The organism is Planomonospora sp. ID91781 (assembly GCF_015711595.1).
GTDB classification, from domain to species: domain Bacteria; phylum Actinomycetota; class Actinomycetes; order Streptosporangiales; family Streptosporangiaceae; genus Planomonospora; species Planomonospora parontospora.
In genome coordinates this window covers 3,701,242-3,720,102 of record NZ_JABTEY010000001.1, presented here as the reverse complement: position 1 = coordinate 3,720,102, position 18,861 = coordinate 3,701,242, and the positions used below count along the sequence as shown (strand labels likewise).

At 74.1% G+C, this 18,861-nt stretch carries 16 protein-coding genes; 7 read left to right on the top strand and 9 right to left on the bottom strand.

Going from position 1 to position 18,861, the window contains the following annotated elements:
• Positions 1-3: 3 nt before the first annotated feature.
• From HS048_RS16805 to HS048_RS16790, 4 genes are all read right to left on the bottom strand, one after another.
• Positions 4-1,206: a glycosyltransferase gene (locus HS048_RS16805; protein WP_068893892.1), complete on the bottom strand. Its 1,203-nt coding sequence runs from the start codon at positions 1,204-1,206 to the stop codon at positions 4-6.
• On the bottom strand, positions 1,203-2,366 hold the full coding sequence (locus tag HS048_RS16800; protein WP_307832552.1) for a glycosyltransferase family 9 protein: 1,164 nt from the start codon (positions 2,364-2,366) through the stop codon (positions 1,203-1,205). Before HS048_RS16800 ends, HS048_RS16805 begins: the two co-directional genes overlap by 4 nt.
• Before the next feature lie 158 nt (positions 2,367-2,524).
• Positions 2,525-3,562: a glycosyltransferase family 2 protein gene (locus HS048_RS16795; RefSeq protein WP_068893893.1), complete on the bottom strand. Its 1,038-nt coding sequence runs from the start codon at positions 3,560-3,562 to the stop codon at positions 2,525-2,527.
• Positions 3,559-5,199 (bottom strand): carbamoyltransferase C-terminal domain-containing protein, encoded by a 1,641-nt coding sequence (locus tag HS048_RS16790; protein ID WP_196467412.1) that lies wholly within the window; start codon positions 5,197-5,199, stop codon positions 3,559-3,561. Before HS048_RS16790 ends, HS048_RS16795 begins: the two co-directional genes overlap by 4 nt.
• Positions 5,200-5,388: 189 nt before the next feature.
• Between HS048_RS16790 and HS048_RS16785 the strand changes: the two genes are divergently transcribed.
• From HS048_RS16785 to HS048_RS16765, 5 genes are all read left to right on the top strand, one after another.
• Positions 5,389-5,949 carry an HAD-IIIA family hydrolase gene (locus HS048_RS16785; protein WP_307832512.1) on the top strand — a complete coding sequence of 187 codons (561 nt, stop codon included), beginning with the start codon at positions 5,389-5,391 and terminating at the stop codon, positions 5,947-5,949.
• Positions 5,946-6,905, top strand: a complete 960-nt coding sequence (locus tag HS048_RS16780; RefSeq protein ID WP_196467411.1) for a glycosyltransferase — start codon at positions 5,946-5,948, stop codon at positions 6,903-6,905. The genes HS048_RS16785 and HS048_RS16780 overlap by 4 nt, the downstream gene beginning before the upstream one ends.
• Positions 6,906-6,956: 51 nt before the next feature.
• Positions 6,957-7,352 carry a hypothetical protein gene (locus HS048_RS16775; RefSeq protein ID WP_196467410.1) on the top strand — a complete coding sequence of 132 codons (396 nt, stop codon included), beginning with the start codon at positions 6,957-6,959 and terminating at the stop codon, positions 7,350-7,352.
• A gap of 96 nt (positions 7,353-7,448) precedes the next feature.
• Positions 7,449-8,123, top strand: a complete 675-nt coding sequence (locus tag HS048_RS16770) for a DUF6766 family protein (RefSeq protein ID WP_196467409.1) — start codon at positions 7,449-7,451, stop codon at positions 8,121-8,123.
• 120 nt (positions 8,124-8,243) lie between these two features.
• A complete protein-coding gene (locus HS048_RS16765; protein WP_196467408.1) occupies positions 8,244-10,829 on the top strand; it encodes an ATP-binding protein in 2,586 nt (861 codons plus the stop codon).
• A 15-nt stretch (positions 10,830-10,844) separates the two neighbouring features.
• Here the strand turns inward: HS048_RS16765 and HS048_RS16760 are convergent, their stop codons facing one another.
• Both HS048_RS16760 and HS048_RS16755 read right to left on the bottom strand, forming a co-directional pair.
• Complete coding sequence (locus HS048_RS16760; RefSeq protein ID WP_196467407.1) at positions 10,845-12,254, bottom strand: DUF2254 family protein; 1,410 nt, start codon at positions 12,252-12,254, stop codon at positions 10,845-10,847.
• 86 nt (positions 12,255-12,340) lie between these two features.
• Positions 12,341-12,883, bottom strand: a complete 543-nt coding sequence (locus HS048_RS16755) for a cysteine hydrolase family protein (RefSeq protein ID WP_191898298.1) — start codon at positions 12,881-12,883, stop codon at positions 12,341-12,343.
• 100 nt (positions 12,884-12,983) lie between these two features.
• On the opposite strand from HS048_RS16755, the gene HS048_RS16750 reads away from it, so the two are divergent.
• Positions 12,984-13,400, top strand: a complete 417-nt coding sequence (locus HS048_RS16750) for a CBS domain-containing protein (protein ID WP_068893901.1) — start codon at positions 12,984-12,986, stop codon at positions 13,398-13,400.
• A gap of 248 nt (positions 13,401-13,648) precedes the next feature.
• A complete protein-coding gene (locus tag HS048_RS16745) occupies positions 13,649-15,196 on the top strand; it encodes a cache domain-containing protein (protein WP_196467406.1) in 1,548 nt (515 codons plus the stop codon).
• A 133-nt stretch (positions 15,197-15,329) separates the two neighbouring features.
• On the opposite strand, the gene HS048_RS16740 is transcribed toward HS048_RS16745, so the two are convergent.
• The 3 genes from HS048_RS16740 to HS048_RS16730 are packed head-to-tail and all read right to left on the bottom strand — an operon-like array spanning position 15,330 to position 18,702.
• The gene (locus HS048_RS16740) at positions 15,330-16,271 is read right to left on the bottom strand and encodes a carbohydrate ABC transporter permease (protein ID WP_196467405.1); all 942 of its coding nucleotides are present in this window, start codon (positions 16,269-16,271) and stop codon (positions 15,330-15,332) included.
• Positions 16,268-17,293, bottom strand: coding sequence for a carbohydrate ABC transporter permease (locus HS048_RS16735; protein ID WP_196467404.1), 1,026 nt, complete (start codon positions 17,291-17,293; stop codon positions 16,268-16,270). Before HS048_RS16735 ends, HS048_RS16740 begins: the two co-directional genes overlap by 4 nt.
• A complete protein-coding gene (locus tag HS048_RS16730) occupies positions 17,290-18,702 on the bottom strand; it encodes an extracellular solute-binding protein (protein ID WP_196467403.1) in 1,413 nt (470 codons plus the stop codon). The genes HS048_RS16735 and HS048_RS16730 overlap by 4 nt, the downstream gene beginning before the upstream one ends.
• Between the last annotated feature and the right edge of the window lie 159 nt (positions 18,703-18,861).

Here is an 18,861-nt window from a genome sequence, read left to right as displayed (position 1 = left end):
TCTTCAGCCTCCCGCGGCGGCGGCGATCCGGCCCCGGGTCCGGTGGCCGGTGATCACGTCCAGGTAGACGGCCTCGGTCCGCTCAGCGATCCGGGGCCAGCCGTACCCGGACCTGGCGCGGCGCTCGCCGGACAGTGCGAGGGCCGCGCGCAGGTCAGGACGTTTCAGCAGGTCGCTGAGGGCCCGGGCGAGGGCCCGGGGACGGCGGGGCGGGACCAGCATGCCGCAGCCCGCCACCGTGTCCAGGTGCCCGCCGACGGAGGAGGCGACCACCGGGACCCCGCAGGCCATGGCCTCCACGACGGCGATGCCGAACGGCTCGTACCAGGGCACGCTGACCACGACGTCGGCCGAGCGCATCAGGGCGGGGACGTCGGCGCGGCCGACGCTGCCGACCACGCTGACCCGGTCGGAGAGCCCGTGGGCGGCGGCCAGCCGCTCCAGCCGCCGCGCCTCCTCGTCGTCCGGCGCGCCGCCGGCGATCACCAGTTCGGCGCCGGGCAGGGCGCGCAGGGCCTCGACGACGGTGCCGACGCCCTTGCGCGGCACCATGCGCCCGATGCTGAGGATGCGCGGCCGCCGCCCGCGCGGCGCGGCCGGGCCGTCCGGGTGGAACAGTTCGAGGTCGACGCCGCACGGCACGATGGTGACCCGCTCGGCGGGCACCCCCATCGCGATCAGCTCGTTCACCTCGTCGGTGCAGGTGGCGACGGTCAGCTGGGCGCCGCGCCCGATGGCGGTCTCGGCGGCGATCCGCTGCGGCGGGCTGGTGTCCGCCGTGCCCTGCCAGCGCCGCTTCACCGTGCCGAGGGCGTGGAAGGTCTGCACGACCGGCACGCCGAGGGGCCGGGCGGCCTCCAGCGCGGCCAGGCCGCTCATCCAGAAGTGCGCGTGGACCACGTCGGGCCTGCTGCGCCGCCAGCGCCGCCGCAGGTGCGCGGCGAAGGCCGGCATGTACGGCGGCAGCAGGTCCTTGGGCACGGGCGCGGCGGGACCGGCCGGGACGTGCTCCACGGTCACGCCGGGGCAGAGCGCCACCGCGTCGGGGGCGCCGGGGTCGTCGCGCCGGGTGTGCACGACGACCTCGTGCCCCCGCTCGGCCAGCGCCGCCGCCAGCGCCGCCACGTGGACGTTCTGCCCGCCGGCGTCGACTCCGCCGATGGCCGCGAGCGGGTTCGCGTGCTCGGACACCAGAGCGATTCTCATACGGTTGCCTCCCTTGGCGCGGCCACGCGGCCGACGGCCTCGGCGACCGCCTCGGCCGGGACGGACGACAGGCAGGGGTGGCCGGGGATCGGGCAGTTCCTGGCCCTGCTCCCGCGGCAGGGGGCGTGCTGGTCGCCGAGGACGACGGACGGCACGCCGTACGGCGCCCAGCGGGCGGCCGGGACGACGGGGGCGAACAGGCTGACGACGGGGGTGCCGACCGCCGCGGCCAGGTGGGCGGGGCCGGTGTTGGCCGCGACCACCGCGCACGCTCCGGCGATCACCCCGGCCAGTTCGGCGAGGTTCGTCCGCCCGCCGAGGTCGAGCACGCTCCCCGGCCCGGCGGGCGCCCGGTGCCCGGGGGTGAGCCCGTGCGCGGCGGCCCCGGGGGTGAGCCCGTGCGCCACGGCCCCTGCGGTGAGCGGGTCCGCGGCGGGCCGGTCGGCGGGCCCGGCGGCGGGCCCGGCGACGCTCGCCGTCAGCACCCGCTCGCCGGGGCCTCCGGTCACCACGACCCTGCGGCCCTCGGCGGCGAGCAGCCGGACCAGCCGGGCCCAGCTCTCGGCCGGCCACGCCCGCGCGGGCGCCGAGACGCCCGGATGCACGACCACGTATCCGGGCGGCCCGGTCAGGCGGCCGACATCGGGCAGCGGCCGCCGTACGGCGAGCCGGCCGTCGTCGCCGGGGGGCAGGTCGAAGTCGGCCTGGCGGGCCAGGCCCAGCATGCGCTCGGCCTCGGGCACGTCCGCGTCCTCGCCGTCCTCGTCCACGACCCGCCGCACGTCGAGCAGCGAGCCCGGGTAGTCGGTGCTGATCGCGGCGATCCTGGGCGTGCCCGCCAGCCGCAGCAGCAGCGCGAGCGGGAGCGGCGACTGGTGGAAGGAGGTGAAGATCAGCGCCTGCTCCGGCGCCAGCCGCCGGATCTCCCTGATCAGCCGGGTGACGTGGGCTCCGGACACCGGCGGCGGCTCGGGATCGATCCACGGGGTGCGCCACTCCAGCACCCGCGACACGCCGGGCAGGAGTTCGCCCGCCGCGCGGCCGTGCGGGCCCGCCAGCAGGACGACCTCCCGGGCCCGGGCGGCGACCGCCCGGATCGCGGGCCCGGCCAGCAGGACGTCGCCGGCGTTGTCGGGCCGCGCCACGAGCACGGTCCCCACTCGCGGGCCCGCCCCGCCCGTGCCGTCCGTCCGGCCGGTGCCGTCCACGCCGTCCGTCCGGTCCACGCCGTCCGCTCGGTCCGCCCCGTCCGCCCGGTCCACCCGGTTCGCGGCAGGCCGATCGGGCGGGCCCGGCTCCGGGCCCGTGCAGGCGTCCGTCATCGGCGCGCCCTCAGCTCGCCGCGGAGGCGGTGCGCGCAGGCCACCGGGGGGATGAGCGCACTGGTGACCGCCATCCGCCGGATCTCCTCGGGGGTGCGCGGGCCCGGGGCGATGCGCGCCCAGGCGAACTCCGCGGTCAGCAGCGCCCACGCCGCCGCCGCGGCGGCGGCCGTCCGCCGCCGCCCGGCCAGCCCCGCCCCGGCAGCCAGCAGGCCGAACCCGGTGACGAGCGCGTGCCGGCGGAGCCGGCCGGGCGCGCCGCCGAGCATCGCCCGCCAGCCGGGGCCGTGGACGCGCCGCATCAGCGCGTCGTCGGCGTTGCCCCGCTGGAAGCGCACGCTGGCCCAGAAGCCGTCGTCGCGGACCGGGTGCCGGGTGACGCGCTCCCCCTTGACCAGCCGGTATCCGGCCGCCTGCACGCGCAGCGCGAGGTCGGCGTCCTCCCGGTAGGCGCGCGGGAATCGCTCGTCGAAACCGCCGGTCCGCTCCAGGGCCTCGCGCCGGTAGGCCATGTCCGCGGTGATCCAGTCGGCGTCGGCCAGCCCCGCGGTGTTGCGCTCGGCGTCGGTGGGCCTGCGGCCGGCCGGGAGCGGCACCTCGATGCGCCCCTGGCTGCCGCCCACGTCGGCGGGCAGGTCCTCCAGGTCGGCGCGGACGGCCTTGTCCCAGCCGGGCTCGGGGATCACGTCGTCGTCGAGGAAGACGATCCACGGCGTCGACGCCGCCCGCCACCCGGTGTTCCTGGCGGCGGCCGGTCCCCGGCCGCCGGAGCGCAGGACCGTGACCCGCCCTCCCGCCGCGCGTACGGCGGCCAGCACGTCGGCGTCGGTGCCGAGCGAGGCCGGGCCGACGAAGGGCGGGCCGCCGGGCGCGGCGGCGGGCCCGTCCGGGGGGACGCCGTCGGCCTCCCAGCCGTCGCCCGCGAGCGGGTCCGGGCGGTCGTCGACCACGATGACGTCGGTGCCGGGGTCCAGTGCCGCCAGGGTGGCGGTCAGGGTGGGGCGGCCGATCGTCGGAACGACAACGGTGATCATGACGCGAACACCTTCCCCCGGTGGATCAGGTACGGGCCGAGGACGAGCAGGTCGACCGGGGCCGAGCCGAAGCACTCCAGCGCGTCGCGGGGATCGTCGACCATGGGCCGCCCGGCGGTGTTGAGACTGGTGTTGACCACGACCGGCAGCCCGGTCCTGACCTCGAACTCCTGCAGCATCCGGGCGAGCAGCGGATCGCCGGCCCGGTCCACCGTCTGGATCCGGGCGGTGCCGTCGACGTGCACGACGGCCGGGATGCGGTCGCGCCACTCGGGGCGCACGTCGTGGACGAAGAGCATGTAGGGGCTGGGGATCGGTCCCCGCTCGAAGATGTCGGCGGCCCGCTCGGCGAGCACCATCGGCGCGATCGGGCGGAACTGCTCGCGGCCCTTGACGTCGTTGAGCCGCTCGGTGTTGGCGGCCCGGCCCGGGTGGGCCATCAGGGAGCGGCGGCCGAGCGCGCGCGGGCCGTACTCGCTGCGCCCCTGGAACCAGGCGACGATGCGGTCGGCGGCGAGCTCGGCGGCGACCGCCGCGGCCAGGTCGGCGGGGCGCTCGTACGGCACCCGCGCCGCGTCGAGCCACGCGGCCAGCTCCTCGTCGGTCCAGCCGCGGCCGAGGTCGGCGCCGGGCATCGGCGCGGCCGGTTCCCCGGCCGCCTGGGCCAGGTGCAGCGCCCCGCCGAGCGCGGTGCCCGCGTCGCCCGCGGCGGGCTGGACCCAGAGCTCCTCGAAGGGGCCCTCGGCCAGCAGGCGCGTGTTGGCGACGCAGTTGAGCGCCACGCCCCCGGCCATGGTCAGCCGCCGTTCGCCGGTGCGCTCGTGCAGCCACCGGGCGAGGTCGAGCAGGACCTCCTCCAGCCGCCTCTGCACGCTGGCGGCTAGGTCGGCGTGGTCCTCCGACCAGGGCTCCCCCCGGCCGAGCCGCTTGGCGTAGCCGGCCCAGTCCACCGGCTCGACGCGGAACCCGCCGTCGCCGGTGGCGCGGATCAGCTCGCGCAGCTCGCCGAGGAAGCGCGGTTCGCCGTAGGAGGCCATGGCCATGACCTTGTACTCGTCGCTGGAGCGCATGAAGCCCAGGTGCTCGGTGACCTCCTCGTACATGAGGCCGAGCGAGTGCGGGAGTTCCTGGGCGGCCAGGACGGTCAGCTCGCCGTCGGCGTAGCGCCCGGCCAGGTGCGAGACCGCCTCACCGCGTCCGTCGCAGACCAGGACGGCCGAGTCGCGGTACGGCGCGGCCAGCCCGGCCGAGGCGGCGTGCGCGACGTGGTGGGGCACGTAGCGGACCTGCGCCGGGTCGAGGCCGGGCAGCGCGGTGGCCAGGAAGTTCGGGGCCCGGCGGGCGTAGGTGGTGCGCAGGTCCTCCCAGCGCTCGTCGAGTCCCTGCTGACCGGGCCGGACCAGCGCGGGGTCGTAGGAGTAGGCGACGCCGTCGAGGTCCTCGGGCTCGAGCCCCGCCCGGGCCAGGCACCAGGCGGCCGCCTGCTCGGGCAGCTCCCAGGCCGAGAAGGGCACCGGGCGCTTGCCGTGCTTGCGCCGGCTGAACCGCTCCTCCTCCGCGGCCGCCACCACTTCGCCGTCGACGACCAGGGCCGCCGCCGGGTCATGAAAGATCGCATTCAATCCAAGGAATTTCATGCATTCGCCTCCCGCAGACACCTAGTCACTACCGAGAGGAGCGCTTCTCAAACACCGTACTCCGATAGAAGTGCAGCTAGACGGCTTGCAACCAGCACATTGTCACTCTAAGTAGTTTTTTTCTCGGTTAACCCCCGAGCAAACGGGAAGTAGGGGAAAGCAAGGGACGAAGCATTCGGGAGGAATGAAGTGCCGCACGACGAACGACCAGCCGCCATTCTTTTCGACCGTGACGGCACACTCGTGAAAGACGTTCCGTACAACCGCCGGCCCGAGCTGGTCGAGCCGGTCGCCGGCGCCCGGGAGGTGCTCGACCGGCTCCGCCGCGCGGGCGTCCGGGTCGGCGTGGTCACCAACCAGTCGGGGGTGGCCAGGGGGCTGATCGGCGCGGAGGAGCTGGCGGCGGTCAACGCCCGCGTCGAGGAGCTGCTCGGCCCGTTCGACGCGTGGGCGGTCTGCCCGCACGACGACGCCGACGGCTGCGGCTGCCGCAAACCCGCCCCCGGGCTGGTCCTGCGCGCGGCGGAGGAGCTCGGCGCGGACCCCCGCGACTGCGTGGTGATCGGGGACATCGGCCGGGACGTCGAGGCGGCCCGCGCCGCCGGGGCGCGCGGCATCCTGGTCCCGACGGAGGTGACGCTGCCCGAGGAGGTCGCCGCCGCCCCGGAGGTCGCCCCGGACCTGGCCGCCGCGGTCGCCCTGGCGCTCGGCTCCGCCGTGCCCGTCCCCGCCCGGGGGGCGGCGTCGTGAGGATCCTGCTCTGGCACGTGCACGGCTCGTGGACCACGTCCTTCGTCCACGGGGCCCACGACTACCTGGTCCCCCTCACCCCCGACCGTGGCCCCGACGGGCGCGGCCGGGCGCGGACCTTCCCGTGGCCGGAGACCGTGCGGGAGGTGCCGGCCGACCGGCTGCGCGAGGAGGAGGTCGACCTGGTCGTCCTGCAGCGCCCGCACGAGGCCGAGCTGGCCGAGCGGTGGCTGGGCCGGCGCCCGGGGCGGGACGTGCCCGCCGTCTACGTCGAGCACAACACGCCCAGGGGCGAGGTCCCGGCCACCCGGCACCCGCTGGCCGACCGCGACGACGTCCCGCTGGTCCACGTGACCCACTTCAACGCGCTGTTCTGGGACAACGGCCGGGCCCCCGTACGGGTGATCGAGCACGGCGTCCTCGACCCCGGTCCCCTCTACACCGGCGAGCTGCCCCGGGCCGCCGTCGTCGTCAACGAGCCGGTCCGGCGCACCCGCGTGGCGGGCACCGACCTGCTGCCGCGGTTCGCCGAGGAGGCGCCGCTGGACGTGTTCGGCATGAAGGTCACCGGGCTGGCCGGGCACCTGGGGATCCCCCTGGGCGCCTTCGAGGACCTGCCGCAGGCGGTGATGCACGCCGAGCTCGCCCGCCGCCGGGTCTACCTGCACCCCTACCGGTGGACCTCGCTGGGGCTCTCGCTGATCGAGGCCATGATGATCGGCATGCCGGTCGTGGCGCTGGCCGCGACCGAGGCCGTGGAGGCGGTCCCGCCGGAGGCGGGCGTGATCTCGACCCGGGTGTCCGTGCTCGCCGCCGCCCTGGAGGCCTTCACCGGGGAGCCGGAGCTGGCCCGGCAGGTCGGCAAGCACGCCCGGGCCGCCGCCCTGGCCCGCTACGGCCTGCCCCGGTTCCTGTCCGACTGGGACCGCCTGCTCGGCGAGGTGGCCGGGGGCTGATCCGATGATCTCCCCTGGTGACTTATGTGATCGCCGGGGCAGGGGGCGGGGATGAGAACGAGAGTGATCCTGGCGGCCGCGGTGGCGCTGGCCGCCGGAGCGGCGTCGGCGGGCTGCGCGTCCGCCGACCGGGAGCCGGCCCGGTCCGCGGCCGAGTCGTTCTACGCCGCGGTGACCGCCGGGCAGGGCGGGCGGGCGTGCGCGCTGCTGGCCCCCGAGGCCGCCGAGAGCCTCCGGTCCGGCGGGCAGGGGTGCGAGCATGCCGTGCTGGAACTCGACCTGTCCGGCGGAGCGCCGGGCGGAGCCGAGGTCTGGGGGGACGAGGCCCTGGTACGGCTCGCCCGCGACACCGTCTTCCTGCACCGCTTCCCGCAGGGCTGGCTGGTGCGCGCGGCGGGCTGCCGGCCGCGCGGCGCGCTGCCGTACTCGTGCGAGGTGGAGGGGTGACCATGCGGGTGATGTTCGCCGTGACCGTCGTCGTCATCGTGGCGGGCCTGGCGTACGTCTTCGCCATCGGCCTGCTGCACCGGTAGGAGGAGGACCGTGAGACGTTTCGTCAGGGACAACGCCCTCAGCCTGTTCTTCCTGGTCCTGTTCGCGCTGGCGCTGGCCGGGCAGTCCGTGGCCGGGACCGCGGCGTACAACGACCGGCAGCTCGCCGAGGGCGGGGCTCCGGTCTCCTGGGCCGGGTACGTCACCTCCTCGGACTTCGCCGTCGACGTGGCGGAGAACTGGCAGTCGGAGTACCTGCAGTTCCTGCTGTTCATCCTGGCCACCGTCTGGTGGGTGCAGCGCGGCTCGCCGGAGTCGAAGAAGCCCGGCAAGGAGGGCCCGGAGAGCGACGCCGACCAGCAGGTCGGCCCGCACGCCCAGCCCGGCAGCCCGGCCTGGGCCAGGGCGACGGGCCTGCGGCAGACCCTGTACGGCAACTCCCTCGGCCTGGTGATGGGGCTGGTCTTCCTGCTGTCGTGGCTGGCGCAGTCGGTGGCGGGGCTGGCGGCCTGGAACTCCGAACGGCTCTCCCGGTTGCAGGACCCGCTGAGCTGGTGGGGGTACGTCACCTCGGCCGACTTCTGGAACCGGACCCTGCAGAACTGGCAGTCGGAGTTCCTGGCGGTGCTCTCGATGGTCGTGCTCTCGGTGTACCTGCGCCAGCGGGGGTCGCCGGAGTCCAAGCCGGTCGGCGCGCCGCACGGTGCGACCGACGTCGAGGGCTGAGCCGGGACGGTCGAGGAATGCGCCATAACACCAGAAAAAGGTATTTTTAATAAGATAACGGGCATAAGGGTCTTAACCACCTAGAGCCGGGTAGGGAGCGATGCTCGGGGAGGTGGGAGTGTGAAGACCGTGGACCGCGTCGGTGACGCGCGACGGCTGGAGGCCCTGCAGGCCACCGGCCTGCTGGACGCCCCCCGGTCGCCGCTGCTGGACCGGGTGACCCGGATGGCCGCCCGCCTGCTGGACGTGCCCATCGCCCGGGTCTCGCTGATCACCGAGGACCGGCAGGTGGTCGTCAGCGCCGAGGGGACCAGCCCGTCCCTGTCCGAGCGGCAGAGCCCCCTGTCCCAGTCCGTCTGCCGCCACCTGGTCCTCGACGACGCCCCGCTGGCGGTGGCCGACACCCGCGGCGACGAGCGGTGGCGCGACATCGTCGCCGTGGCCCGGGGCGAGCTGGCCGCCTACGCCGGCGTCCCGGTGCACGAGCCCGGCGGCCGGCCCCTGGGCACGCTCTGCGTGATCGACCACCGCGCCCGCTCGTGGAGCCCGGAGGACCTGGAGACGCTGGAGGAGCTGGCCGCGACGGCGGAGGCGGTGATCGCCTCGCAGTCGGGCTTCCAGGAGGTCCGGCGGGAGCTGGAGGAGGAGCGGACGTTCCTGTCCGCACTGCTGGACAGCCTGGACGTCGGGGTGGCGGCCTGCGACGCCGACGGCCGGCTGGTCCGCTTCAACGAGCCGATGCGCGAGTTCGTCCAGGCGCCGGAGCAGCCGGTGGACATGATCGCCTGGCCGCGGGTCTACCACCTGTTCGGCCCCGACGGCAGGACCCTGCTCTCCCCCGAGGAGGCGCCGGTGGTCCGGGCGCTGGTCAGCGGGCGCTTCGACGGCAAGGAGGTGGTGGTCCGCGCCCCGGGCAGGCCCCCGCGCCGGTTCACGGTGAACGGGCGGCCGATCGAGACCGCCGACGGACGCCGGCTGGGGGCGATGTGCACCGGCCGGGAGATCACCGACCACCACCGCATCCAGGTGCTCCGCGACGCCCAGTACGCCGTGATCAAGGCGCTCGCCGAAGCCGGCTCCGTCGAGCGCGCCGCCTGCGGCGTGATCGGCGCGATCGCCGGCGCGTTCGGCTGGAGCTGCGGCGAGTACTGGCAGGTCGACCCCGGCGGGGAGCGCATCTCCCGCACCGGCTCCTGGGTCGAGCCCGGCCGCGACCTCTCGGAGTTCACCGGTCCGGAGCTGATGACCGTCCGGCCCGGGGAAGGGCTGCCCGGCCGGGTGTGGGCCTCCGGCCGCCGGTCGTGGACACCCGACCTGCGTGACGAGCCGGGCGGCTTCCTGCGCACCCCGCACGCGCTGCACGCGGGCCTGCGCACCGCAGTGGGGCTGCCGGTGCGCAGCGGCGAGCGGGTGCTGGCCGTACTGGCCTTCTTCACCGAGACCGTCGAGGAGCCCGACGACGACCTGCTCTATCTGCTCGACGGCGTCTGCGCGCACGTCGGCCGCTTCATGGAGCGCCGCCGCGCCGAGGACCTCGCCCTGGCCCTGACCGCCAGCCGGCGCCGCTTCGACGAGGTCGTCGCCCAGCTGGACGACCTGGTGTGGACCGTCGAGATCGACGACGAGGGCCACGCCCGCCGGACGTACCAGAGCCAGAGCACCGCCGGGATCCTCGGCGGCCACGTCCCCCTCGGCGTCGACGCCGCCGCCTTCACCGAGAGCCTCGTCCACCCCGACGACCTCGAGGCCTTCTGCGGGCTGCACGAGGCGGTCGCCTCCGGCAGGCCCGCGCAGGCCGAGTACCGGGTCGTCGGCTTGGACGGCGTCACCCGCTGGATCTGGACCCGCGCCGCCCCCCGCCGCGAGGGCGGCCGCCTGCTGGCCGACGGCATCTGCACCGACGTCACCGAACGACACCGGATCGCCGAGGAACGCGAACGCCTCCTGGAAAGGGAGCAGGAGCAGGTGCGCCGGCTGCGCGACCTGGACCGGATGAAGGACGAGCTCGTCGCCCTGGTCAGCCACGAGATCCGCTCCCCCGTCGCCGTCATCCGCAGCTACGCCGAGATGCTCGCCGACCTGCCCGAGCTGACCGACGAACCCCGCATGTTCGCCGACGTCATCGACCGCAAGACCGCCCACCTGCAGCACCTGGTCGACGACCTGCTCGACCTGGCCCGCCTGGACGCCGGCCACATCACCGTCGACCCCAGGCCCGTCTCGCTGACCCGGCTGGTGCGCCAGGCCGTCGACGAGCACCGGGCCGCCGCCGCGGCCAAGCACCTGACCCTCACCACCGACCTGGCCCTGCACCTGCCCGCCCGCGCCGACCCGGTACGGCTCCGCCAGGTGCTGGACAACCTGCTGTCCAACGCGGTCAAGTACACCCCCGAGCACGGGACCGTCACCGTCACCGCCGGCTGCGACGGCGGCCACGGGGACGAGGGGTGCACCAGCGGGACGGTCGCGGTGACGGTGGCCGACACCGGCATCGGCGTCCCGGCCGAGGAGTACCCCCGCCTGTTCGACCGGTTCTTCCGCGCCTCCACCGCCCGGCGGGCCGGCATCAAGGGCACCGGCCTGGGCCTGGCCGTCACCAAGGCCATCGTCGAGGCGCACGGCGGCACCGTGACCGCCGCCCCCGGCGAGGGCGGCGGCACCGTCTTCACCGTCCGCCTGCCCGCCGCGGGACCGGGGCGGCGGTGACCCCGGCCGGCCCGGTCAGCGGAAGCGGAACGGCCGGGGCCCGGTGATGTCGTTGTCGTCGAGGTGGTCGATGAGGTCGTCCTCCAGCCCGCTCTCCCGGACCAGCCTCGGCCCCATGTCCCGGACCTGGTCGGCCATGTCCTCCCGGCCGATCGTGTCGAATGCGGCGCGCAGCCTGGCCAGGCCCCGGCCCATCTCCACGCTGGCCACGTGGGAGAGGGTCGCCGGGAGCGCCCGCTGCAGGCTCTTGACCGCCAGGTCGCGGTCGCGGTCCGGCAGCTGGGGCAGGATCTCCGCCAGGGTGGACAGCGCCACCGCGCAGGTCTGGTGCTGCCGGGACGAGGTGCTGACCACCACCAGGTCCACCAGGGCCGCCACGATCCGCCGCTGCAGCGCGTCGTCGTAGACCACCGGCAGCGGTCCTCCGTACGCCTCGGCCTCCGGGACGCCGGCCGCGGCGCACCGGGCCGACAGGTCGCGCAGGGCGCCGACGGAGGCCAGCGCCACGTCGGGGTTCTGCCGGGTGGAGGTGGCCGCCCAGGCGATGTTGCCGAGCTGCTCGATGGCGTGGTCGGGGTCGACGTCGGCGTTGCGGACCCGGTCGATCGTCACGCAGTCCAGGACGTCGTCGGCGATCCGGCGGCGGGACTCCTCGTCTCCCCCGCGGATGCGGGCGACGGTGTCCCCGTAGGCGAGCAGGTCCCCGATCCGCACCTGGAAGGCGACCTCCACGGCGTTCCCGGTCGGCGCGAGCAGCTTCTCCAGGCGGGCGGTGCTGATGTCCACCACGTACCCGGTCGCCCGGGTGGTCACCGGGAGGGAGTCGCCGTCGACCACCGGCCTCGTGCGGGAGCGGGCGAGCAGGGGGAGCTGGCGCAGGCGCGCGCTGAAGGCCAGATCCTGGATCGAGCGGACCACGGAGGTCGGCCGCATCTGGTCGATCATGACGTAGGCCATGAACACCAGCAGGACGAGCGCCCCGGCGGCCAGCACGACGGCCAGCAGCGCGCCCACCCCGGCCCAGCGGGGGCGGGAGACGGCCATGACCAGGTAGGTGTAGGTGGCGCAGCCCGCGACGTAACCGAAGTACGCCTGGTTGGCACGGCGCCGCAGGAACTGGTCGAACACCACCGGCGCGACGGTCGTGGCGGTGTGCGAGATCGCCACCAGCAGAGCCGAGATGGTGAGCGTGGTCACCGTGACCAGCCCGGTCGCGATCACCCGCAGCATCCCGACCAGGTTCTCGTGCGGGAACAGCCGCAGGAAGAGGTTCCGGACGTCCGGGGACCAGCCCGGCGACGACATGTCCACCAGTACGGAGCCCAGCGCCAGGGCGACCGCCCCGAGCACCATGAGCAGGGGGGTGAGCAGGAACTCGGTGACGGACAACCGCAGCCGGACCCGGAGGTCCTGCCGTGCGGGCACATAGCGCTGTAATCGCGATATCTCAGACACCGCGCCCGGCTACCCGCGATCCCCGGCCGGGAAACGGCGTGCGCGATCTCCGCCGGTCAGCCGGTCAGGCAGCGGTCGGAGCCGACGATCTCCGCCCCCATGTTGCGCTCCATCATCCGCAGGGCCGCGTCCCCCAGGTCGGGATGGATGTGCGCCACGCAGTCGCGCGGCACCCTGATGGAGAAGTGCCGCACGTAGGCGTCGAGCGCGCTGTACAGGACGCACTGCTCGGTCACCTGCCCCGCCAGGATCACCGTCTCGACGCCCCGCTGGTTCAGCAGGTACTCCAGCGAGGTGCCGTAGAAACCGCTGTGGCGCACCTTGGCCAGGAAGGGGCTGTCGTCCGGCGGCAGCACCGGCTCGACCAGGTCGGGCCGCCTGCCCTTCAGCGCGAGGGCCGCGATGTCGTCCCGCGTCGCGGTGAAGTCGCCGTGGTTGTCGTTGACGAAGACCAGCTCGACGTCCTCGCTGCCGCGCGCCCGGCCGACGAGGTCCGCCAGCGGTTCCACGATCCGCTCGACGCTCTCCGCCAGGAGGTCGGCGTCCTGGTGGTCGTACGGGTTCAGCATGTCCATGACGATCAGTGCCGCAGTGCTCATCCATCCCTTCTATCCCCGTGCTCACCCTTCATGCCGGACCGGTTTCATCCGGCCCGCGGCGGGAAGCCGCAGGATTCCGAAACCGTCGAAAGGAGCGAGGATGACGACCGCACGGGAGATCATGACTCCGAACGCGGAATGTGTGAACGCGGACGAGACGGTCATCGACGCCGCCGGGAAGATGGCGCGCCTGGGCGTGGGGTCGCTGCCGATCTGCGGCACCGACGACCGGCTGAAGGGCGTGCTCACCGACCGGGACATCGTGGTGAAGGTGCTCGCCCGGGGCAAGGACCCCAAGTCCTGCCTGGCCGGTGAGCTGGCCCAGGGCGAGGCCGTCACCATCGGCGCCGACGACGACGCCGCCGAGATCCTCCGGACGATGGCCTCGCACCAGGTGCGCAGGCTCCCGGTGATCGACGGGCACAAGCTCGTCGGCATCGTCGCGCTAGCGGACGTCGCCCGGGCGCTCCCCGACCGCCCGGTCGGCGACCTGCTCGACGCGCTGAGCACCGACTGACGGGTCCCGCCCGGCCGCCGGGGCCGCTCCCGAGTCCGGGGGGCGGCCCCGGCGGCCTTTCCGGCGGACCGGCCCGCCGCCGGAGGGCCGTCCGTCATCGGGAGGCGGCCCGTCACCGGGAGGCGGCCGGTCACCGGGATGTGACCCGTCGCGGGGATGTGCCCGTCGCGGGGATGTAACCCAAATCACTCAGCTCGTGGGACCTCCGGCCGATCAGGAGCGCACAGCAGCCCTGAGAGGTGACCGCCATGCCGAATCTGCGCAACATCCCCATCCTGGCCAAACTGGCCGTGCTCGCGACAGTCGCCGTCATCGGCGTGCTCTCCGTGGGCGCCATCCGCTTCGCCGACGTCGAGCCCACCGAACTGGCCGCCCGCAAGGCGAAGGTGCAGAGCCTGGTGGAGACCGCCCACTCGGTCATCGCCGGTTACCACCGGCAGGCGGAGGAGGGCTCCATGACCGACGAGCAGGCGCGGGCCGCCGCGCTGACCGCGGTCAAGGCGATGCGCTACGGCGAGGGCGACTACTTCTGGATCAACGACATGCGCCCGTTCATGGTCATGCACCCGACCAAGCCCGAACTGGACGGCAAGGACCTGTCCGCCAACGCCGACCCGAACGGCAAGCTGCTGTTCGTCGAGTTCGTCAAGACGGTGCGCGCCTCCGGAGCGGGCTTCGTCGAGTACGAGTGGCCCAAGCCCGACGAGGACGAGCCGGTCACCAAGCTGTCGTACGTGGCCGGTTTCGAGCCGTGGGAGTGGGTGGTCGGCACCGGCATCTACGTCGGCGACATGCAGGAGACCATCCGCGACAAGCAGCAGGCCACGATCCTGCAGACCGGCATGGTCGTGCTCGCCGTCCTGGGCGTCCTCGCCGTCGTGGGGCTCAGCATCTCCCGGCCCGTGCGGGCGCTGACCGCCGCCACCCGCAAGCTCGCCGACGGCGACCACGAGGTGGCGCTGCCGCCGGTGTCACGTGACGAGATCGGCCGGATGGCCGGTGCGCTGGGCGTGCTGCGCGACAACCTCTCCGGTAAGCAGGCCCTGGAGCACGAGCACGAGGAGCTGCGCGCCAGGGCGGAGGAGGAGCGCCGCCGCTCGGTGGAGACGCTGGCCGCGCAGCTGGAGGGCACCGTCTCGGCGGTGGTCGCCCGCCTCGACGAGGCCGTACTGGCCATGCGCGACGGCGCGGAGGAACTGGGCTCCGCCACCGGCGGACTGGTCGAGACCGTCCGGGAGATCTCGCACCTGGCCGAGCAGTCGACGACGACGGCCGCGCAGGCGGCCACCGAGACGACCAGTGCCAGCGGTACGGTCAACGGTCTCACCACCGCGGCCGAGACCATCGGGGGCGTGGTCGAGGTGATCCGCAGGGTCGCGGCGCAGACCAACCTGCTGGCGCTCAACGCCACCATCGAGGCGGCCCGGGCCGGCGACGTCGGCAAGGGCTTCGCCGTGGTGGCCAACGAGGTCAAGGAACTGGCGCAGCAGAGCTCGCAGGCCACCGACGAGATCGCGCGGGAGGTGGAGGCGATCCAGAACACCTCGCAGGGCGCGGCGGAGGTCATCGACCGGATGGCCGGGGTCGTGCGCAGCCTGGGCACCAGCACCGAGGAGGTCGCCGCGGCGATCGCCGGTGACGGCGGCGGTGTGCGGGGGGTGAGCGTGCGGCGCTCGGCCGAGGCGACCGGGCAGGTGGCCGCGCGGATCGCCGGGCTCTCCCAGGACCTGTCGGCTGAGGCCGCCCGCATGCAGGCCGACTTCGCCGAGCTCCTCACCCGGATGCGGGAGGGCTGAGGCCGGGGCGGCCCGCCTCCTCCGGAACTCCCCGACCGCCCGGCGCCCTCCGGCCGGCCGGGATCACCGGGGACCGCCCCGCCCGCCGGCCCCGGCGGGCGGGGCGGTCCCGTGCGGGGGCGGCCTCCGGGCGTCACCCGCGGCGTCCCGTGGTCGCGATGCCCTGGACGAAGTACCGCTGGCCGAGGAAGAAGACCACGATCAGCGGGAGCGTGGTGACGACGCTCGCCGCCAGCACGATCTCCCACTTGGGGTCCCCGCCCTGGTAGAACTGGTCCACCACCGCCTTCAGCCCGCGGGGCAGCGTGTAGAGCGCCGGGTCCTGCAGATAGATCAGCGGCTTCATCAGGTCGAACCAGCTCGCCTTGAGCTCGAAGACGAAGGCGATGATCAGCGCCGGTCGCGCCAGCGGCAGCGCGATCCGCCGGAACAGGTCGAGATACGACGCGCCGTCCACCCGCGCGGCCTCGAAGACGTAGCGCGGCACGCCGAGCAGGAACTGCCGGAGCAGGAAGATGTAGAACGCCGAGCCGAACAGGTTCCCCGCCCACAGGGGCACCTGCGTGCCGGTCAGTCCCGCCGCGTTCCAGATCAGGTAGGTCGGCACCAGCGTGACGACGCCCGGGAGCATCATCGTCGCCAGCACGCTGCCGAAGAGCAGGTTCCTGCCGGGGAAGCGGAAGTAGGCGAATCCGAAGGCCACGAAGGCGCTGGACAGGGTGACCGCCAGCGCCGCCGCGACCCCGACGACCACCGTGTTGACCAGCCAGGCCAGCATCGGGGCGGCGTCCCAGACCGCCGCGTAGTTCTCCGGGCGGAAGGGGTCCGGCCAGGGCGTGAAGGGGTCGGAGAACGTCCGGTCCCGGGGCTTGAGCGAGGCCGTGACGAGCCAGACGAACGGGTAAAGGAAGATCACCGAGGCGGCGGCCAGCAGGGTCAGGAACAGCACCTTCCGCGTGCCCCGGGCCGCCGGGTCCACCGGGAGGGAGGCCCCGCGCCCGGCAGCCCCGGAAACCCCGGTGGACCCGGCGGCCCCGGCGGATCCGGTGGGTTCGGTGGGTTCGGTGGCCGTCATCCCGCGTGCTCCTCCGCCTCGTAGTAGACCAGCCGGTTGCCCACCTTCACCTGGACCAGCGTGATGAGCGCGATGACCCCGAACAGCGCCCAGGCCAGCGCCGAGGCGTAGCCCATGTGCAGGAACTGGAACGCCTGCTGGAAGAGGTAGACGACGTAGACGAGCGCCGCGTCCCCGTGCGACTGCTGGGCCACCTGGTTGCCGAAGAACATCGTGTAGACCTGGTCGAACATCTGCAGCGACGTGATCGTGTTGATGATCACCACGAAGAAGAGCGCCGAGCTGATCATCGGCAGGGTGACCGCGCGGAACCGCTGCCAGGGGCCCGCACCGTCGATCATGGCGGCCTCGCTCAGCTCGCGCGGCACGTTCCGCAGCGCCGCGAACAGGATGATCGTCGTCGAGCCGAGGTTCCACAGGGACATCAGCACGATGCCCGGCAGCACCCAGTCGGGGTCGGTCGTCCACTGCGGCCCCTCGATCCCGAACAGCGCCAGGAACTCGTTGACCATCCCGGCCTGGCCGTTGAGCAGGAACAGGAAGAGCACGCCGACGGCGACGTGCGGGGTCATGGAGGGCAGGTAGAAGATCGTCCGGAACACGCCCGCCGCCCGCCCGGTGACCCGGTTCAGCAGCAGCGCCAGTCCCAGGGCGAGCGCGACCGCCAGCGGCACGTGCAGGAGCGTGTAGACGACGGTGTTGCCGATGGCGCGGGCGACCTTCGGGTCCTCCGCCATCCGCGCGTAGTTCTCCAGTCCGGCGAACTCGGGGGCGCCGATCAGGTCGTAGCGGGTGAACGACAGCACCAGGCTGGCGGCCATCGGCCCGAGCTGGAAGACGAGCAGGCCGATCAGCCACGGGAGCAGGAAGACGTACGCCCAGCGGGTCTCCGGCCGCAGCCGCCGCACCGCCGCCGTCATCCCGCCGCCCGTCTTACCGCCGCCCGTCTTACCGCCCGCCCCGGCGCCCGTTTCGCCACCCGCCGTGCCGCCCGCCGTGCCGTTCCGCGGCGGGCGGGTCACGACGCCGCCCCGTCGATGGCCTTCTGCGCCTCCGTGTGCGCCCGGCCGAGCGCGTCGGCGGCGCTCCGCTCCCCCTGGAGGACCCGGACCGCGGCGTCCTCCCATGCCTTCTTGAACTCGGCCGCGGCGCCCGACTGCGGCACCGCGAACCCGGCCTCCTGCACCGAGCGGATCACCTTGACCGCCTCGTCGTAGGCCTTGTGCCCGCTCGGCCGGACGACCTCGGAGAAGATCACCTCGTCGGCCCTGGCGTTGCCGGTGTAGGTGCCGGTGTAGACCTTGCCCTCCTGGGCGCGCTTGGCCGCGCGCGCCCGGGCCGCCGCGACCCAGGTGTCGGCCGCGGTCATCGTCTTGATCCACGCGCAGGCGGCGCCGGGGTTCTTCGCGCCCTTGGGGATCACCCACGCGTTGCCGCCCACGTTGTTGACCGGCCTGCCCTGCCGGTCCTTGAACGGCAGCACGGTGATCTCGGCGTCCGGCGTGGTCCCGGCCATCGCGGTGACCACGAACTGCTCGGTGAGCATCGCGCCGATCTGGTCCTTGACGAACGGGTTGCCCTCACCGAAGTAGTCGAAGGTCTCGGTGAACGCCTTGAGCTTCGTCCAGCCGCCCTGCGCCTCGACCAGCCGGCTCGCGTAGTCCAGGGCCTCGGCGACCTTGGGGTCGTCCAGCTTCGAGACGCGGCCGTCGGCGCTGAGGACGTCGGCGCCGTTGGCCTTGGCCCACAGTGGCAGGAACTCCGGGAGCTTGGGGTAGAAGCCGAACCGCTCGATCCGGCCGCCCTCGGTCCGCGTCATCTTCTCCGCCAGCTCCGCCAGCCGGTCCCAGTCGGAGGTGTCGATCTCCGCCGGCTCGACCCCGGCGTCCCTGGCGGCCCTGTCGTTGACCAGCAGGACGATCGAGTTGTAGAACTCCGGCACGCCGTACCACCTGCCGTCGTAGCGCACCTGTTCGCGGGCCGCCGGGTAGAAGTCGTCCATCGGGATCGCCTGCCCGGTCACGCAGCCGTCCAGCGGCTGGATCGCCCCCCGCGCCGCGTAGCTGCCGATCCGGTCGCGTCCCAGGTAGACGACGTCCGGCGGGTTGCCGCTCGCCACCGCCGACAGGAACGCCTGCTCGTCGAACTGCCCCTGGTTGATCGTGAGCGCGGTCCCGGGGTGCGCCTTCCTGAACGCGTCGACGCGGACGGTGGCGATCTCGTCGGGCAGGCCGAAGCCCATCGTGGTCAGCGACGCCGCGCCGCCCTTCCCGCCGTCGTCCGCGCCGTTCGCGCCGACCCCGCCGCAGGCGGCCAGCGCCGCGGCCAGGAGCGCCGCGGCTACCGTACGGCGGGCCGGCACCGTACGGCGGGCGGAGGTCGTGCGGCGGGCGGAGGCGGTGCGGCGGGCGGGCACGGGACTACGGAGCATGGGGGTCCTCCTCGCAGGTCGTGGCGGCCCGATGCGGATCGCGCATCGACGCCGCACCCCGCGGGAGGAGGCCGTGCGGCGGTCCTCCGCGCGGGACGGCGGGGCCGGACGCCCGACTGCCCCGCGCGGACACGTTGAATCCCCGGCTCCGGCGGAGCC

What these genes read in the sequence shown, in the direction of transcription:
- HS048_RS16805 (WP_068893892.1), bottom strand. Translation starts at nt 1,206, where the DNA reads ATGAGAATCGCTCTGGTGTCCGAGCACGCGAACCCGCTCGCGGCCATC.
- HS048_RS16795 (WP_068893893.1), bottom strand. Translation starts at nt 3,562, where the DNA reads ATGATCACCGTTGTCGTTCCGACGATCGGCCGCCCCACCCTGACCGCC.
- HS048_RS16790 (WP_196467412.1), bottom strand. Translation starts at nt 5,199, where the DNA reads ATGAAATTCCTTGGATTGAATGCGATCTTTCATGACCCGGCGGCGGCC.
- HS048_RS16775 (WP_196467410.1), top strand. Translation starts at nt 6,957, where the DNA reads ATGAGAACGAGAGTGATCCTGGCGGCCGCGGTGGCGCTGGCCGCCGGA.
- HS048_RS16755 (WP_191898298.1), bottom strand. Translation starts at nt 12,883, where the DNA reads ATGAGCACTGCGGCACTGATCGTCATGGACATGCTGAACCCGTACGAC.
- HS048_RS16750 (WP_068893901.1), top strand. Translation starts at nt 12,984, where the DNA reads ATGACGACCGCACGGGAGATCATGACTCCGAACGCGGAATGTGTGAAC.
- HS048_RS16745 (WP_196467406.1), top strand. Translation starts at nt 13,649, where the DNA reads ATGCCGAATCTGCGCAACATCCCCATCCTGGCCAAACTGGCCGTGCTC.
- HS048_RS16740 (WP_196467405.1), bottom strand. Translation starts at nt 16,271, where the DNA reads ATGACGGCCACCGAACCCACCGAACCCACCGGATCCGCCGGGGCCGCC.
- HS048_RS16730 (WP_196467403.1), bottom strand. Translation starts at nt 18,702, where the DNA reads ATGCTCCGTAGTCCCGTGCCCGCCCGCCGCACCGCCTCCGCCCGCCGC.